Annotated in this window: 17 protein-coding genes and 1 rRNA gene; 7 read left to right on the top strand and 11 right to left on the bottom strand. The window is 71.6% G+C overall.

Annotated features, from left to right (window positions below; genetic code table 11):
• Window positions 1-41 precede the first annotated feature (41 nt).
• The 4 genes from V6M57_RS06575 (at window position 42) to V6M57_RS06560 (ending at window position 3,591) form a co-directional block, all read left to right on the top strand.
• Window positions 42-1,376, top strand: a complete 1,335-nt coding sequence (locus tag V6M57_RS06575) for a PQQ-dependent sugar dehydrogenase (protein ID WP_332814194.1) — start codon at window positions 42-44, stop codon at window positions 1,374-1,376.
• Between the two features lie 102 nt (window positions 1,377-1,478).
• On the top strand, window positions 1,479-2,315 hold the full coding sequence (locus V6M57_RS06570) for a creatininase family protein (protein ID WP_332814193.1): 837 nt from the start codon (window positions 1,479-1,481) through the stop codon (window positions 2,313-2,315).
• Window positions 2,316-2,441: 126 nt separating this feature from the next.
• Window positions 2,442-2,909, top strand: a complete 468-nt coding sequence (locus tag V6M57_RS06565) for a CBS domain-containing protein (RefSeq protein WP_332814192.1) — start codon at window positions 2,442-2,444, stop codon at window positions 2,907-2,909.
• A gap of 43 nt (window positions 2,910-2,952) precedes the next feature.
• A complete protein-coding gene (locus tag V6M57_RS06560; protein ID WP_332814191.1) occupies window positions 2,953-3,591 on the top strand; it encodes an MBL fold metallo-hydrolase in 639 nt (212 codons plus the stop codon).
• 79 nt (window positions 3,592-3,670) lie between these two features.
• Here V6M57_RS06560 and V6M57_RS06555 read toward each other — a convergent pair whose 3' ends face one another.
• The 9 genes from V6M57_RS06555 to V6M57_RS06515 all read right to left on the bottom strand — a co-directional run bounded on the left by V6M57_RS06555 (window position 3,671) and on the right by V6M57_RS06515 (window position 10,315).
• Window positions 3,671-3,880 (bottom strand): KGG domain-containing protein, encoded by a 210-nt coding sequence (locus V6M57_RS06555; protein ID WP_332814190.1) that lies wholly within the window; start codon window positions 3,878-3,880, stop codon window positions 3,671-3,673.
• A 165-nt stretch (window positions 3,881-4,045) separates the two neighbouring features.
• Window positions 4,046-4,414, bottom strand: a complete 369-nt coding sequence (locus tag V6M57_RS06550; protein ID WP_332814189.1) for a thioredoxin domain-containing protein — start codon at window positions 4,412-4,414, stop codon at window positions 4,046-4,048.
• Between the two features lie 72 nt (window positions 4,415-4,486).
• Window positions 4,487-5,158, bottom strand: a complete 672-nt coding sequence (locus V6M57_RS06545; protein WP_332814188.1) for a histidine phosphatase family protein — start codon at window positions 5,156-5,158, stop codon at window positions 4,487-4,489.
• Window positions 5,159-5,267: 109 nt separating this feature from the next.
• Entirely contained in the window at window positions 5,268-5,576 is a 309-nt protein-coding gene (locus V6M57_RS06540) for a hypothetical protein (protein ID WP_332814187.1), read from the bottom strand.
• Window positions 5,577-5,609: 33 nt separating this feature from the next.
• On the bottom strand, window positions 5,610-6,620 hold the full coding sequence (locus tag V6M57_RS06535) for a threonine dehydratase (RefSeq protein WP_332814186.1): 1,011 nt from the start codon (window positions 6,618-6,620) through the stop codon (window positions 5,610-5,612).
• 2 nt (window positions 6,621-6,622) lie between these two features.
• On the bottom strand, window positions 6,623-7,309 hold the full coding sequence (locus V6M57_RS06530) for a VOC family protein (protein WP_332814185.1): 687 nt from the start codon (window positions 7,307-7,309) through the stop codon (window positions 6,623-6,625).
• Window positions 7,306-8,178: a PhzF family phenazine biosynthesis protein gene (locus tag V6M57_RS06525; RefSeq protein WP_332814184.1), complete on the bottom strand. Its 873-nt coding sequence runs from the start codon at window positions 8,176-8,178 to the stop codon at window positions 7,306-7,308. The genes V6M57_RS06530 and V6M57_RS06525 overlap by 4 nt, the downstream gene beginning before the upstream one ends.
• Window positions 8,179-8,210: 32 nt before the next feature.
• Complete coding sequence (locus tag V6M57_RS06520) at window positions 8,211-9,413, bottom strand: aminotransferase-like domain-containing protein (RefSeq protein WP_332814183.1); 1,203 nt, start codon at window positions 9,411-9,413, stop codon at window positions 8,211-8,213.
• Window positions 9,410-10,315: a DMT family transporter gene (locus tag V6M57_RS06515; RefSeq protein ID WP_332814182.1), complete on the bottom strand. Its 906-nt coding sequence runs from the start codon at window positions 10,313-10,315 to the stop codon at window positions 9,410-9,412. Before V6M57_RS06515 ends, V6M57_RS06520 begins: the two co-directional genes overlap by 4 nt.
• Before the next feature lie 164 nt (window positions 10,316-10,479).
• On the opposite strand from V6M57_RS06515, the gene V6M57_RS06510 reads away from it, so the two are divergent.
• Window positions 10,480-11,910, top strand: coding sequence for an aminotransferase-like domain-containing protein (locus V6M57_RS06510; protein ID WP_332814181.1), 1,431 nt, complete (start codon window positions 10,480-10,482; stop codon window positions 11,908-11,910).
• Window positions 11,911-11,917: 7 nt separating this feature from the next.
• Here the strand turns inward: V6M57_RS06510 and V6M57_RS06505 are convergent, their stop codons facing one another.
• Window positions 11,918-13,558 carry a phospholipase D-like domain-containing protein gene (locus V6M57_RS06505; protein WP_332814180.1) on the bottom strand — a complete coding sequence of 547 codons (1,641 nt, stop codon included), beginning with the start codon at window positions 13,556-13,558 and terminating at the stop codon, window positions 11,918-11,920.
• 174 nt (window positions 13,559-13,732) lie between these two features.
• Window positions 13,733-15,607 (bottom strand): ATP-binding cassette domain-containing protein, encoded by a 1,875-nt coding sequence (locus V6M57_RS06500; RefSeq protein WP_332814179.1) that lies wholly within the window; start codon window positions 15,605-15,607, stop codon window positions 13,733-13,735.
• A gap of 144 nt (window positions 15,608-15,751) precedes the next feature.
• Between V6M57_RS06500 and V6M57_RS06495 the strand changes: the two genes are divergently transcribed.
• Together V6M57_RS06495 and V6M57_RS06490 are read left to right on the top strand one after the other, a co-directional pair.
• Window positions 15,752-15,976: a hypothetical protein gene (locus tag V6M57_RS06495; protein WP_332814178.1), complete on the top strand. Its 225-nt coding sequence runs from the start codon at window positions 15,752-15,754 to the stop codon at window positions 15,974-15,976.
• 307 nt (window positions 15,977-16,283) lie between these two features.
• Window positions 16,284-16,395, top strand: a 16S ribosomal RNA gene (locus tag V6M57_RS06490); the annotation flags it as partial.

Below are 16,395 nucleotides of genomic sequence, written 5' to 3'. Positions count from 1 at the left end.
GCCGACAGGGCCCGGCGGAGGGGCACGCCCACACTGCGGCCATGCAAGCAGCTACCCCCCTCGCTTCGCTGGCGCTGGCGGTTGCCTGCACGGTGGCTGCCTGTGCATCGGGCGCCGTCGCGCAGGGGCCGCTGGCCGGCACCGGCCCCGACCCGTCTCTGCCGGCGCCGCAGGACAGCGGCCTGGTCCCCACGGTGAACATCGCGCCGGCCCAGGGATGGCCCCAGGGCGCCAGGCCGGCAGCGCCGGCCGGCTTCCGGGTGACGGCGCTCGCGACCGGACTGGACCACCCCCGCTGGGTGTACACCCTGCCCAACGGCGACGTGCTGGTGGCCGAGAGCAACAAGCCCGAGCCCCAGCCGGGCGAGAAGAACGTCCATTCCGAGGGCGTGCGCGGCAAGGCGATGGAACTGGTGATGAAGCGGGCCGGCGCCGGCGTGCCCAGCGCCGACCGCATCACCCTGCTGCGCGATGCGGACGGCGACGGCGTGGCCGAGACGCGCAGCGTGTTCCTGAGCGGGCTGCACTCGCCGTTCGGCATGGCGCTGGTGGGCCAGGAACTGTTCGTGGCCAACGCCGACGCCATCGTCAAGGTGCCCTACCAGGCCGGGCAGACACGGGTGACGGCCACGCCCGCGAAGCTGACCGACCTGCCCGCCGGCGCCAACCACCACTGGACCAAGAACATCCTGGCCAGCGCCGACGGCAGCAAGCTGTATGCGACGGTCGGGTCCAACAGCAACGCCGGCGACAACGGCCTGGCCGCCGAGGAAGGCCGCGCCGCGATCTGGGAGGTCGACCGCGCCACCGGCGCCAAGCGCCTGTTCGCCACCGGCCTGCGCAACCCCAACGGCCTGGGCTGGGAGCCCCGGAGCAAGGTCCTGTGGACCGTGGTGAACGAGCGCGACGAGCTGGGCGACGACCTGGTGCCCGACTACCTGACCTCGGTCAAGGAGGGTGCGTTCTACGGCTGGCCCTGGAGCTATTGGGGGCAGCACGTGGACGAGCGCGTGAAGCCGCCGCGGCCCGACAGGGTGGCCCAGGCGATCGCGCCGGACTACGGGCTGGGCTCCCACGTGGCTCCGCTGGGACTGGTGTTTTCCGATGCGCGCATGACCGCTCCCTACGCGAGCGGCGCCTTCATCGGACGGCACGGCTCGTGGAACCGCAAGGAGCTGGCCGGCTACGACGTGGTGTTCGTGCCGTTCTCGGACGGCCGGCCGTCGGGGCCGCCGCAAGCGTTCCTGACGGGATTCCTCAGCGAGGACGGCAAGGCGCACGGCCGGCCGGCCGGCGTGGCGCTGGATGGCAAGGGGGCGCTGCTGGTGGCCGACGACGTGGGCAACGCGGTGTGGCGGGTGGCTCCGGCCCGCTGAGTCGAGGCAGACTGCGACGGTCGCTGCCGTCACGCCATAGGGCGGGCGGGGTGGCTCGGGTCGGCAGCGGTGCGGGTCGCCCGCGCCCGCTACCATGGCGCCATGCCGCTGCCCTCCCGCTTCTGGTCCGACCTGAGCACCCGCGAGTTCGCCCGCCTGCAGGCCTGCGGCGCGGCGGCGGACGTCGTCGCGGTGCTGCCGGTGGCGGCGACCGAGCAGCATGGCCCGCACCTGCCGGTGAGCGTGGACGCGACGCTGGTCGACGGCGTGGTGGCGGCCAGCCTGCCGCACCTGCCGGCCGACTTGCCGGTGCTGTTCCTGCCAACCCAGGCGGTGGGCAAGAGCAACGAGCACATCCGCTTTCCCGGCACGCTGACGCTGTCGGCCGAGACCGCGATCCGGCTGTGGACCGAGATCGGCGAGTCGGTGGCGCGCGCCGGCGTGCGCAAGCTGGTGCTGTTCAACGCGCACGGCGGCCAGGTGGGCGTGACGGACATCGTGGCGCGCGACCTGCGCGAGCGCTGCGAGCTGCTGGTGTTCAGCTGCAACTGGTTCGACCTGCCGCTGGGCGACCCGGTCGACGCGCTGTTCGGCGCCCAGGAGCACCGCTTCGGCATCCATGCCGGCGACATCGAGACCTCGATGATGCTGGCGCTGCGCCCGCAGTTCGTGGACATGGGGCAGGCGCGGGACTTCCGCTCCACCTCGCAGGACCGCGCCGGGCGCTTCGAGCTGCTGGGCAACGGCCGTTCGGCCAAGCTGGGCTGGCAGATGCAGGACTACAACCCGCAGGGCGCCGCCGGCAATGCCGCGCTGGCCAGCGCGGACAAGGGCCGCGCAGTGGTCGACGCGGCCGGGCGCCAGCTGGCGCGGCTGCTGCAGGAAGTGGCGCAGGTGCCGCTGTCCACGCTGGTCGAGCGCCCCCTTCTTCGCGACTGAGCCTGTCGCGTCTTCGTCATTCGCGTCCTACGGCAGCTTGCGAGGGCGCCGATGGCTATTGCCGCCGCGCTGCGTAGATTGGTGCGCAAGCCGGCGGCTGGCGCCGGCGCCAACCAGGAGCGAACGATGGCAACCGTGGCAGACGTGATGACGCGCAATCCGCGCAGCATGACCCCGCAGGACACGCTGGTGGATGCGGCCAAGGTGATGGACGAACTCAACGTGGGCGTGGTGCCGGTGTGCGACGGCGACCGCCTGTGCGGCATGGTGACCGACCGCGACATCGTGGTGCGCGGGCTGGCGCGCGACGCCGACCCGAAGGCCTGCAAGCTGGCCGACGTGATGAGCGGCCACGTGCGCACCGCGCGCCAGGACGACGACGTGGACGAGGTGCTCACCGAGATGTCCAACGCCCAGATCCGGCGCATGCCGGTGGTCGATGCACAGGACCGGCTGGTGGGCATCCTGTCGATCGGCGACATCGCCGTCAAGAGCCCGGAGGACGAGGAGGACGTGGGCCTGTCGCTGGGCGACATTTCGTCCCCCGCCGAGCCGGACCGCTCGGGACGGCCGGCGCACAAGCAGAAGGGTTGACGCGGCGCGGCGCGGCACGGCGCCGGGCGGGGACAATCGCGCCATGCTCCGCTACCGCACCGTCCCCGTCACGCCTTTTGCCCAGAACTGCTCCATCGTCTGGGACGACCAGACGATGGAAGCCGCCGTCATCGATCCCGGCGGCGACCTGGACGTCCTGCTGCAGCAGGTGCAGGCGCTGGGGCTCTCGCTGCGCCAGATCTGGCTCACCCACGCCCACATCGACCACGCCGGCGCCGCTGGAGAACTGGCGCGCCGGCTGCAGTTGCCCATCATCGGCCCGCACCGCGGCGACCAGTTCTGGATCGACGCGCTGCCGCAGCAAAGCAGCATGTTCGGCTTTCCGCCGGCCGAGGCGTTCACGCCGGTGCGCTGGCTGGAGGACGGCGACACCGTCACGCTGGGCGCGCACACGCTGCAGGTGCGCCATTGCCCGGGACACACGCCGGGCCACGTGGTATTCCATTCGCCCGACCTGGGGCGCGCCTTCGTCGGCGACGTGCTGTTCGCCGGCAGCATAGGCCGCACCGACTTCCCCGGCGGGGACCACGACACGCTGATCGCGAGCATCGTGGAGCGCCTCTGGCCGATGGGAGACGACACCGTGTTCGTCCCCGGCCACGGCCCGGAGAGCACCTTCGGGCGCGAGCGGCGCAGCAATCCGTACGTCGGCGGCACCTGAAGCGGCTGGCGCCACGCCAACCAAAAAGGGCCACCCGCCGGGGTGGCCCTGGAGCCGCGCGCCGCTTCGCCGCGCAGCCTTACTGCGCGCTCTTCTTGCGATTGGCGCTGCGTGCCTGGCCGCCCTTGCGGCCGGCCTCGCGGGCTTCCTCGGACGTGAACTCGTGCGCGGTTCCCTTTTCGTGAGCCGCCTTGCCGCCCTCGCTGGCGATCTGGCGCTGGCGATCCGGATCCATCGAAGCGAACCCGCGGTTCGACTTGCCACCGTTGCCTTGATTGTTCGATGCCATCTGGGTACTCCTGGAAAAAGCGTGGGAAGAGAGGCATGGGGGCGCTGCGCCCGCCATGCATCGGATTGGGCTTGCAAAGCAGAGGAACGCTCGTCAGGCCCTTGAGCCGAGCGCTGTAGGAAGGGACCTTGCCGGGTTACATCCAGACAAGGCCTGTATCGGCTGCTAGCTTTTTGGAAGCACGCGGGCTTGCAGGCGATGCAGCAGTGCGGTGGCGTCCGGCGCGGTGGCGGGTGCCGGCCGATCGTCCGCGAGGAGGGCGTCGAGCAGGCGTCCCACCTGCGCCGAAGAGGGCTGCACCGGTCCGAAGAAGCGGGCCTGCGCGCCGTGTGCCACCAGCAGGGTGGGGAAGGTCTCGATGTCGACCTCGCCCATCGCGTCGGCTTCGTCCTCCACGTCGACCCAGGCGAAGCGTGCCTGGGGATGGGCGGCCGCCAGCGCATCGAAGCCGGCGGCCCATTCGCCGCACGTGCGGCACCACGCGGCGCACAGGCAGATCACCTGCCAGGGGGTGCCCTCGTTCGCGCTGCTCATGCAGGCAGTCTAGGGCAAGGCCCGATTCCTTCGCCGGCACCGGGCCTCCGTGGCGCCCGGCAGGGCGGGGGCTCAAGCGTAGGTGATCCAGTCGCGCAGCCCGGGCGCATCCAGGTGCGGCAGGCCGTTGAAGCTGACCAGCGAGTGCCGCCTGGGCGTGAAGGCGAATTCGGTCACCCCGGTGTTGCGGATGCGCATGTTCAGCTCGATGGTGGCCTGCGGCGATGCGTCCAGCACGTGCCCGACCGCCGCGGCGATCGGCCCGCCGCTGCTCACGACCAGCACGTTCTGCCCGTAATGGTTGGCACGCACATGGTCGAGGGCGCCGGCCACGCCGGCGAGGAACCCGGCCCAGGTCGGCATGCCGCGCGGGCTGGCGGAGCCGGCCATCCACTGCGCCAGGCCGTCGCGCAACAGGCGGAAGTGGTGGCGATAGGCCTCGGGCGAGTCCGGCCGCTGCAGCGGCTCCGGGTGGACGGCGGCGATCACGGCCTCGCTGTCGTATTCGTTCAGCCCCTCCCAGTCCAGCGGCTCGCCGGCCCGGCCCATGCCCTGCAGGATGCCGGCCAGGGTCTGCCGGTGGCGGCGCAGCGTGCCGGCGATCAGGCCGTCGAAGTGGATGCCCTGGCGGGCGAAGTACTCGCCCAGGCGAACGCTCTGGCGCTGCCCCAGTTCGCTGAGCTGGTCGTAGTCGTCGGCCCCGAACGAGGCCTGGCCGTGGCGCACGAGGTACAGGGTTCCCATCGCACGGATTCTGTTGCGGCGCCCCGCAGCCGGCGGTCCCGCCCGCGACGGCGGCCGGCCGCTGCCCTGGACGCCCGCCAGCGGGCGGATCCCCTGTGCTGGCTGCGGATCAGCAGGCGGCGTGCACGGCGCCGGTGGCGCCATCCGCCCTGCCGTCGGCCATTGCCGCGCAGGGTCGGATGTGGTTGGCGGCCAGCAGTTCGGCGCTGGCCATGGCGGCCTGCGGCGTGTCGAACAGGCCGCCGCCGCACAGGTGGGCGCAACACCCTGGCTGCTCGCACAGGGTGGCCAGCCAGAAGCTGCCGGGCCGGCTGCAACAGACCTTGGCGAACCCGAGGTAGCGGCCGCTGCCGGCGCCGATCTCGCTGGCGGAACTGGCGACCCAACGGCCGTCGAACGGCCCCGTGACACGATCCATGGACGTCTCCCGGCGCCCGGCGGCGCGGGGGGTTCACTCTAGGCCGGGCGTGCCTGAGCCGGTGTAGGACGGGGCCGACGGGGCGGCCAGCACGCGGGCGAACACGGCGCTGTCGACGTTGCCCCCGGTGATGGGCACGCCGACGCTGCGGCCGGCCCAGCGCGCCCGCTGCTGCAGCGCCGCGGCGAGTCCGGCCGCGCCCGCCCCTTCGGCCACGTTGTGGGTGTCGTGGAACAGGATGCGCATGGCCGCGGCGACCTCGTCGTCGCTCACCGCCACCACGTCGGCGGCCTCGCGCTGCAGCACCGCCAGCGCCTCCTCGTCGGCGATGCGGCAGGCGATGCCGTCGGCCAGCTCGGTCGTCGCCGGCGCGGCCACGACGCGGCCCGCGCGCCAGGAATCGAGGTAGGTGGTGGCGTGCGCGGACACCACGCCGATCAGCTCGGTGCGGGCGCCGGTCCGGGCCCGGGCCGCCGCTGCGGCGCAGAACCCGGAACCCTGGCCGATGGGCACGAACACCACGTCGGGCTCGCCGCCGCGGGCAAAGCTCTCGAAGAACTCCAGCCAGTAGGTCGCCACGCCACGGATCAGGTCGCGGTGGAACGAGGGGACCATGTGCAGCCCGCGCTGCTGCGCCAGCTCGATGGCGTGCTCGCGCGCCGCCTGGAAGTCGCCGCCGTGTTCGACCAGTTCCACGCCCAGGGTGCGCATGGCCGCATTCTTCTCCAGCGAGTTGCCGTGCGGCACCACGATGGTGGCCGGCCAGCCGTGCAGCCGCGCCGCGAACCCCACCGATTGCCCATGGTTGCCGCGCGTGGCGCTGATCACGCCGCGCACGGCCGGCCGTGTCCGGGCCAGCGCCTCGAAATAGGTCAGGCCGCCGCGCACCTTGAAGGCGCCGACGGCGGTGTGGTTCTCGTGCTTGACCCACAGGTCCAGCCCGAGCCGCCGGCGCAGCATCGGCCAGGCGTACTGGGGCGTGGGTGGCAGCTGCGCGTAGACCGTGCGGCGCGCGGCCTCGATCTCCTCGGTGGAAAAGCGCATGGTCAGAGTCCCGAGGATTCGAGGCGGATCACGCCCCGGGGGGTTCGCAGGGTGGCGCACAGGTTGGCCGGGCCCTGGTCCAGCCCCACGTTGTCCATGCCGATGGCCGCCAGCGCCTGCCCCAGCAGGCCCGCTTGCGGATGCTGGAGTGCGAGGGCGTGCAGCGTGACGCCGCATTCGGGCATCCCGGCGGCCGGATGCGTGCCTTCCCACTCGATCAGGGTCGGCAGGCAGCCGTCGAACAGGCGCCGGCCGTCCGGGCGGACGCTGATGCGCCAGCGCAGCAGCCCGCGCGGCGTCTCGCGCGAGGCTTCGACGGCCTCGCCGCGCTCGATGCCCTGTCGTCGCCACGCGGCGAGCGCCGCATCCAGGTCCGGCACGCGAGCCACCCAATGCGCCAACCGGGGCCCCTGCGCGCGCACCGTCGCCTGCTGGGCCGGCTGGTCCATGTCGAACCAGCGCGTGCGCGCCGGCACGGGTGCGCCCGGGTTGCGCGCGATGAGCTCGAAATAGGCCTGCGGGAAGTCGACGGTCGCGATGCGCAGCAGCCGGTTGTGGGTGCCCATCAGCGCGTGTTCGCCACCGGGGCCGGACGCCACGCCCAGCGTCCGTTCGCACCACGCAGCGCCCTGCTCCAGCGTGTCGGCCACCACCACGAGGTGGTCGATGCGGGCACCGCCGCTGCTCACAATTGCACCTCGCCCGAGATGCAGGTGACCGAGTGGCCGCCGATCCAGATCTCGCCGTCGGCCATGCGCTCCACGTGGACGCGGCCGGCGCGCCCGAGCGCCGTGCCCTGCGCGGCGACGTAGCGCTCGGGCGCGAGGCCGGCGCCGATCAGCCATTGCGCCAGCGCCGCGTTCAGGCTGCCGGTGACCGGATCCTCGGCCATGCCGTGGTTGCCGGGGAAGAAGGCACGCACCTCGAAGGCGCAGTCGTCGCCGGCCGCACGCGGCCCGATCACGCCGACCTTGCCGCGCGGTCCGATGACGCCCACGTCCAGTCCGGCGAGCACGGCGGGGTCGGGCCTCAGGGCCAGCACCTGCCCGGCGTCGCGCAGCAGGATGCCACGCCAGTTCGGGCCGTTGTCGCACCAGGCGTGGGCGGCGATGTCTGCGCGCGGGATGCCCAGCCCGCGGGCGATCCGCTCGACTTCCGCATCGGGCAGCGGGCTGCTCTTGCGTAGCGGCGGCGCGGCGAAAGCGAGCCGGCCGGAGGCGTCGTCGCGCCGGATGCGCACCAGGCCGACGCCGCATTCCTGCACGATGGACCCGCCCTTGGGGCGGCCGCCGGCGCCCAGCCAGGCATGGCAGCTGCCGAGGGTGGGGTGGCCGGCAAAGGGCAGTTCGCGCCCCGGGCAGAAGATCCGTACCCGGTAGTCGGCCTGCGGGTGCTCGGGCGGCAGCAGGAACGTGGCCTCCGACAGGTTGGTCCAGTCGGTGAAGGCCTGCATCTGCTGCGGCGTCAGGCCGCTGCCGTCCAGCACGACGGCGAGCGGGTTGCCCAGGTAGGGGGTCGCGGTGAAGACGTCGACCTGCTGGAAGCGGCGGCTGCGCATGGCGGCTTTTCCTCGACGGATGCGTGGACGGGTCAGGCCCCGGCGGCCTGGCGGATGGTCGCGGCCAGGGTGGCGATGCCCCGGTCGATCTCGGCTGCGCTGGCGGTGACGAACGACAGGCGCAAGGTCCGAAGCGCTTGGCCGTCCTCGCTGTCCCCGGCATGGAAGGCAGCGCCCGGCACGAAGGCCACGCCGGCCTCGACCGCCCGCGGCAGCAGTTCCAGCGCATTCAGGCCGGGCGGCAGCCGCGCCCACAGGAACATGCCGCCGCCCGGCACGTTCCACTCCACGCCCAGCCCGCCGGTTTCCCGCTGCAGTGCCGCCACCATCGCATCGCGCTGCGAACGATACAGCGCGCGGATGCGCGGCACGTGGCGATCGAGGAAGTCGCCGGCGACGACCTGGGCTGCCATGCGCTGGTCGAAGCCGGGACTGTGCAGGTCGGCGGCCTGCTTGGCCTGCAGCAGTTTCGGGTACAGCGGAGCCGGCGCCACCAGGAAGCCCAGGCGCAGCCCGGGCGCCAGCACCTTGGAGAAGGAGCCGAGGTACACGCAGTGGTCGGGGCGGCGGGCCGACAGCGGCAGGGGCGGCGGCTGGTCGAACCAGAGGTCGCCATAGGGGTTGTCCTCGACGAGCGGCAGGCGCAGCTCGGTGGCCAGTTCGGCCAGTCCGGCGCGGCGCGCTTCGCTCATGGTGCGGCCGGTCGGGTTCTGGAAGTTCGGCAGCAGGTAGAGGAACCGGGCCCCCGCCGCCTTGGCGCGCAGGTCGTCCGGCAGCACGCCTTCGTCGTCGCCGTGCACGCCCACGATTTCCGGCTCCTGGGTCGCGAAGGCCTGCAGCGCGCCCAGGTAGGTCGGCGTTTCCACCAGCACGCGCGAGCCGGGGTCGACGAGCACCTTGGCCACCAGGTCCAGGGCTTGCTGCGAGCCGGTGGTGATCAGCACCTGGCCGGGGTCGACCGGCCAGGGCAGCATCGCCGCCACCTTCTCGCGCAGCGGCGCGAAGCCTTCGCTGGCCGCGTACTGCAGCGCGGCAGGGCCGTCCTGCTGCAGCACCCGGGCGCTCGCGGTCGCGAACTCGCCGACCGGAAAGGTGGCCGGGGAGGGCAGGCCGCCGGCGAAGCTGATGATGCCCGGGCGCTCGGTGACCTTCAGGATCTCGCGGATCACCGAAGGGTTCATGCGGGCGGCGCGCCGCGCCAGCACCCAGGGGGAAGGCAGGTCGTTGGGATTCATGCAGGCTCCGGGGTGGCGCGTGGATGCACCGGCATCTTGCGGCCGATGAAGACGGTGGCGATGACGGCCAGGGCGAAGCCCAGCGTGACCGCATCGATCGACTCGCCGAGCAGGGGCACGGCGAACAGCATGCTGAGGAAGGGCTGGACCAGCTGCACCTGGCTGACGCGCACCGTGCCGCCCAGGGCCAGGCCGCGGTACCAGGCGAAGAAGCCCAGCCACATGGAGAACACGCCCACGTAGCCGAAGGCCCACCACGCCGATGCCGGCAGCGCCGCCTGGGGCCGCGTGAGCAGCGCCAGCGGCAAGGTGATCGGCAGCGCGATCAGCAGCGCCCAGCAGATCACGTGCTCGGCCCTCATGCGCTGCGACAGGCGGGCACCGTAGCCGTAGCCCACCGCGGCGCAGGCCATGCCCGCCAGCAGCAGCAGGTCGGCCGTGTGCAGCGCGGTGCCGCCGCTGCGCAGCAGCGCGAAGCCCACCACCAGGGCACTGCCCAGCGCGGCGCAGGCCCAGAACGCGACGCTGGGGCGCTGGCGGTGCAGCGCCGCGCCGACGGCGGCGGTGGCCAGCGGCAGCACGCCGACGATCACGCTGGCATGCACGGCTTCGACGTGGCGCATGGCGACCGACGTCAGCAGGGGAAAGCCGAACACCACGCCGGCCGAGGTGATCGCGAGCGCAAGCCAGTCGCCGCGGCGCGGCAGCGGCGCGCGGCTGACCAGCAGGAAGGCGGCGGACAGCGCGGTCGCCACGACGGCGCGGCCGAGCGCGAGGAAGACGCCGGACATCAGGGGCGCCTCCGGCGTACCGACCGCCAGCCGGGTCATGGGCAGCGTCATGGCGAACACGGCCACGCCGATGAAGCCCAGCCAGAGGCCGCGGACCTCCTGCGGCCTCATGCCGGCGCCCCGGCGGCGCGGCGGGACGCAAGGGTGCGGAAAGAAGAGCGATCTTGCCGATGCATGAAGGCCAATGTAAGCTGCGTCACCAGTACACCGGCAGTACACGTGGCCGGCTCAGATTCGGATCTGTATTGGTGAACCGGGCAATACACGACACCGCCATGCTGACCCGATCGTCCTCGCAATCGCTCACCGAGCAGCTGTCCGGCCGCTTCGCCCAGCGCATCCGCGACCGCCTGCTGGCGCCGGGGGCGCGGCTGCCGTCGGTGCGCCTGTGCGCGCAGCAGCAGGGCGTGAGCCCGTCGACCGTGGTGGCGGCCTATGACCAGCTGCTGGCGCAGGGGCTGGTGGAGGCGCGCAAGAACCGCGGCTTCTTCGTGCGCGAACTCGGCCTGCGCGAGCACGCGGACGTGCCGCCCGTTGCCGGCGGCGGCGGCGCCGACGCTGCCGCCGGGCTGGCGCATCGGCCGTCGCCGGTCGATGCCACGGCGCTGATCCGCGGCATGTTCCATGGCCTGGGGAGCAAGCCCCAGCCCGGCATGGGCGCCTTCCCGCCGCAATGGATGGAATCGACCTTCATGCCGGCCGCGGTGCGCAAGGTGACCGGCACCCGGGCGCTGCAGGCCTTCTCGCTGCAGTACGGCGAGCCGATGGGCGACAGCACGCTGCGGCTGGCGCTGTCGCGCAAGCTGGCCACCCTGAACGTGCATGCCGGGCCGGAGCACATCATCACCACGGTGGGCGCGACCCATGCCCTCGACATCGTCAGCCGCGCCCTGTTGCGCCCCGGCGACCCGGTGATGGTCGAGGAGCCCGGCTGGGCGGTGGAGTTCGCGCGCCTGACCGCCATGGGCATGCGCCTGCTGCCGGTGCCGCGGCGCGCCGACGGGCCGGACCTGGAGGTGATGGCGCGCTACTGCGAAGTGCACCGACCCAAGCTGTACGTGAGCGTGAGCGTGCTGCACAACCCGACCGGCCACTGCCTGTCGCCGGGCAGCGCGCACCGCCTGCTGCAGCTGGCCAGTCGCCACGACTTCCATGTGGTCGAGGACGACACCTACAGCCACATCGCGCCCCAGCACGCCACCCGGCTGTGCGCGCTCGACGGGCTGCAGCGCACCATCCACGTGAGCGGGTTCGCCAAGATCCTGGCGCCCAATTGGCGCATCGGCTTCCTGGCGGCGAACGCGGGCCTGGTCGAGCGCCTGCTGGACACCAAGCTGCTGTCCACGCTGACCACGCCGGCGCTGCTGGAGCGCGCACTGGCGCTGTGCATCGAGCAGGGGCAACTGCGCCGGCATGCCGAGCGCATCCGCACGCGGCTGGATGCCGCCCGCAGCCGCAGCGTGAAGCTGGCGCTCGGTGCCGGCTGCCGCTTCGCGGCCGAGCCGGCCGGGCTGTTCGGCTGGGTGGACACCGGCGTGGACACCGACGCACTGGCCCAGCGCATGCTGGACGAGGGCTACCTGCTGGCGCCGGGGGCGCTGTTCCATGCCGAGCGCAAGCCGAGCACGCTGATGCGGATCAACTTCGCCACCACGCAGGACGCCGCGTTCTGGAAGAAGTACGCCGCACTGGTGCGCCGCATGTAGCGGGCCTTCAGAGCATTTCGTCGGGCGCGAACGGCGCCAGCAGTTCGACCAGCAGGCGCAGGCGCAGCGCGGCGTCGGGCTCGTGCGTGGCGTCCCCGAACGCTGCGCCGGGCGGGGCCCGCCACACCAGGTCGCCGCCCTGCAGTTCGACCCGGTAGGCGCCCTGCTCGAACGAGCGCTCGATCAGGGCGACGGCGGCCCCGGCCAGCCGGCGGCTGCGGATCAGCAAGGCCACTTCGCTGTTGTGCTTGTGCGAGCGCAGGTCCAGGTTCATGGAGCCGATCACCGACAGGCGCCGGTCGACGATCACCGCCTTGGAATGCAGGCTGGCCCGGGTGGCCCCGCTCTTGGAGCCGCCGGCCGCACTGCCCAGGCCGAAGCCGCTGCCCTGGAGCGCGCCCGGCGGCGAATCCGCGCGCATCTCGTGCAGCTCGATGCCCAGGGCCAGCAGGTCGCGCCGGTAGCGGCGGTAGCCCGCATGCGCCGCCGGCGCGTCGTTGGAGGCCAGCGAGTTGGTCAGCACGCGGATGGCGACGCCGCGGGAGCGGACCTGCGCGAACACGGCCATCATCTGCGGGCCCGGCACGAAGTAGGGCGAGATGATGGTCAGCTCGCTGCGGGCCTGCTGCATCAGCTGCAGCAAGCCGTCGACCACGGTTTCGCCGGCGTCGGCCTCGTCGTCGCCCGGGCCGATCTTGCCCGGCTCGTCGACCAGCAGCGCGGCGGGTGCCCAGACCAGCGGCACCCGGCGCAGGTCCATGGCGGGCCGCGCCGCGGCTGCGCCGGCAGGGGTGGCCTCCGCCGGAGCGGCGAAAGTTCGGACGGATCTTGCGTCGGCAGCGGCACCGGAGTCGGGCAGGTCGCCCGGGTGTCCGGGCTGCGCCGGCGCACGCATGCCGGCATCGCCCGGCCCGGCGGCAGAGCGGCCATCCTGCTGGAGGCGGTCCAGGTCCTTCTTCGACAGCAACGCCTGCACGGGGTAGGCCAGCTCGTCGTTCCAGTAGCGGTCGAAGCTGGCAGACATCGGCCTGACGATCGCGCCGGCCGCCAGCACGTCCAGGTCGACGAAAGCGCTCTTGCCATCGCCACCGAAGTAGGCGTCCCCCAGGTTGCGCCCGCCGGTGATGCCCCAGGCGTTGTCCGCGATGAACAGCTTGTTGTGCATGCGCTGCTGGATGCGGTCCACGTCGGGCAGCGATCCCAGGATGCGGGTGAGCAGCGATCGGCGCGAGCCGGCCAGCGGGTTGAACAGCCGCAGCTCGATGCCGGGCTCGAACGCCAGCCGCAGCACCTGCGCGTCCTCGCCGACCGAGTTGAAGTCGTCCAGGAGGATGCGAACCCGGACGCCGCGGCGCGCGGCGGCCCGGATGCGATCGAGCAGCACGGCGGTGCTCGCATCCGCGTGGATGGCGTAGTACTGCAGGTCCAGGCTGCGCTCGGCGCCGTCGAGCAGGGCCAGTCGGCTGGTGAACGCCGCCTCCACGCTGTCCAGCAGGAGGAAGCCGGAGCCGGCGCGCGTGCCCGCCTGGGTGTGGCGTGCGCTCGCGAGCTGACCGAGCGTGGTCTGCTCGGGCGACGCGAAGGCGTGCGAGGGGGTCTGTGGGACCTGGCTGGGCAGGCCGGCGCAGCCGCTGGCCCAGCTGAGCATCGCCAGGCAGGCGAGCCAGCGCCAGAGCCAGCCGCGCGGCGTCGCTGGGGATGGCGGCTGCAGGGGTGTCCTCCAAGTGGGCGTGCATGCACGCCGGGCCACTTTAGATGCGGGGCCTGCCTGGCGGGGCGCCGCACAGGTCAGCCGTAGCCGCCAATCGAAGACAGCTGCGCCTTACACGCCGCCCAGCGCCTCCCAGCGTTCGAGCGTTGCCATCAACTCGTCTTCGATCTCGCTGCTGCGGCTGGCCAGCTGGACGGCGCGCGCCGCGTCCCGCGCATAGAGGCTGCCGTCGGCGAGCTCGGCCGCGATCGACGCCTGCTCCTGCTCCAGCGCGTCGATGCGGCCGGGGAGGGCCTCCAGTTCGCGCTGCTCCTTGTAGCCGAGCTTGCGGCGGGCGGGGGCCGCCGCCGGCGGTGGCTCGGGTGCCCGTTCGGTTTCGCGTGCGGGCCGGGCCGCGGGCGCCGGTGCCGCGGCCAGCGAGCGTGCGCGCTCCGATTGCTCCAGCCAGTCCTGCACGCCGCCTTCGTATTCGCGCCAGCGGCCGTCCCCTTCGTGCGCGACGATGCTGGTCACCACGTTGTCGAGGAAGGCGCGGTCGTGGCTGACCAGGAACACGGTGCCGTCGTAGTCCTGCAGCAGGTCCTCCAGCAGTTCCAGCGTGTCGATGTCCAGGTCGTTGGTGGGCTCGTCCAGCACCAGCACGTTGGCTGGTCGCGCGAACAGGCGCGCCAGCAGCAGCCGGTTGCGCTCGCCCCCGGACAGCGATCGCACCGGAGACGCCGCTCGCGCCGGCGAGAACAGGAAATCGCCCAGGTAGCTCTTGACGTGCTTGCGCTGGCGGCCGATCTCGATCCATTCGCTGCCGGGACTGATGAAGTCCTCCAGGGTGGCGTCGAGGTCCAGCGCGTTGCGCATCTGGTCGAAGTAGGCCACCTGCAGGTTGGCTCCCTGGCGCAGCTTGCCGCGGTCGGGGGTCAGTTCGCCCAGGATGAGTTTGAGCAGCGTGGTCTTTCCCGCGCCGTTGGGGCCGACCAGGCCCACCCTGTCGCCACGCAGGAAGGTCGCCGAGAAGTCGCGCACCACGGGCTTGCCATCGAAGGCCTTGTCCACGTTCTCCAGTTCGGCCACCAGCTTGCCGCTGGGCGCGCCCGAAGCCACTTCCATCCGGACCCGCCCGACCGCCTCGCGCCGTGTCGCGCGCTGCTCACGCAGGTGCAGCAGCCGGTTGATCCGCCCCTGGGCGCGGGTACGCCTGGCCTCCACGCCCTTGCGGATCCAGACTTCCTCCTGCGCCAGCAGCCTGTCGGCCTTGGCGTTGACCACCGCCTCTTGCGCCAGCTGCTCTTCCTTCAGGGCCTGGTAGCGGCTGAAGTTGCCGGGATAGGAGCGCAACTGGCCCCGGTCGAGCTCGACGATGCGGGTGGCGACGCGATCGAGGAACGCGCGATCGTGGGTGATGGCGACCACGCTGCCCTTGAAGTCCAGCAGCAGGTTCTCCAGCCACTGGATGGCGTCCAGGTCCAGGTGGTTGGTCGGTTCGTCCAGCAGCAGCACGTCGGGGCGCGTGACCAGCGCCTGGGCCAGCGCCACGCGCTTGCGCACCCCGCCGGACAGCGTGCCGATGGCAGCGGCAGGGTCCAGGTGCAGCCGCTGCAGCGTCTCATGGACCCGCTGTTCCCAGTTCCAGCCGTCAGCCGATTCGATGCGCGCCTGCAGCGCGTCCAGGTCCCCTTCGCCCCGCGTGTACTCGCCGATGAGTTGCAGCACGCCGTCCAGTCCGAGCCGCACCACCTCGAATACCGTGGCTTGTTCGTCCAGCGACGGCTCTTGAGCGACGTAGGCGATCCGGACGGCCTGCTGCAACTGCAAGGTTCCATCGTCCGGGCGCTCCAGGCCGGCCAGGATCTTCAGCAACGAAGACTTGCCGGCCCCGTTGCGGCCGATCAGTCCCACGCGTTCGCCGGCATCCAGCGCGAACTGCGCATGGTCCAGCAAGGGAAGGTGGCCATAGGCCAGCTGGGCATCGAGGAGAGTGAGAAGCGCCATGGAGCGGGCCATTATGGGCAGCGCGCTCCTGGGCGCTGCGTGCGGGAAGCCCCTCTTGGGCCATTGCGGCCGGCGCTTCCGGGCGGCCGGCCACGTAAGAATGTGCTTCTGCGTTGTCGGGTTGGCTTGCGAAGTGCTATAGTCATGGGCTCTGCTGATGAAGACGGCGCGCCTCACGGCCGCATCCGGGTCGGCAGGGAAACGAAGAAAAAGAAGAGCCGAGCGGTTGACCGGGGCGAAAAAACCGGTATAGAATCCACGGCTCTGCTGATGACGAAGCGTCAGGCAGCCCTAGCGGGCACCGAAGCGCGGCGATATCGGCAAAAACCCTCGGGTTTGACAGGATTCCAAGAAATCTGTCATAATTGAGGGCTTCGCCGGAAGCGATTCGCAAATGCTTCGACAACAAAGCGGAAGCGGAAAGAAAACGGCAAGAGCTTGACAGAGCTTCAAAAAAACTGTCATAATTCAAGGCTTCGCTGATCGCAGCGAGTCAGGCAAAACAAGGCGATGAGCCGGGTGGCGCCGCAGGGTTCGTTAACAACATACAGCCGATAAGCGTGGGCGTTTGATGGCGATTGCCAAGTTCTTCGGAACAACAAACGCTCACTGAAGAGAAGTGAAGTTCACTTCGATTCCTTTTGAGCGGCCCCGCAAGGGGCAACAAATCAAGATCGAACTGTAGAGTTTGATCCTGGCTCAGATTGAACGCTGGCGGAATGCTTTACACATGCAAGTCGAACGGCAGCACGGGGGCAACCCTGGTGGCGAGTGGCGAACGGGTGAGT

Source organism: Ramlibacter sp. (genome assembly GCF_036676645.1).
In the GTDB taxonomy this organism is placed as follows: Bacteria; Pseudomonadota; Gammaproteobacteria; order Burkholderiales; family Burkholderiaceae_C; genus Ramlibacter.
The sequence above is the reverse complement of the archived record's forward strand: the minus strand, read 5'-3'. Positions and strand labels throughout refer to the sequence as shown.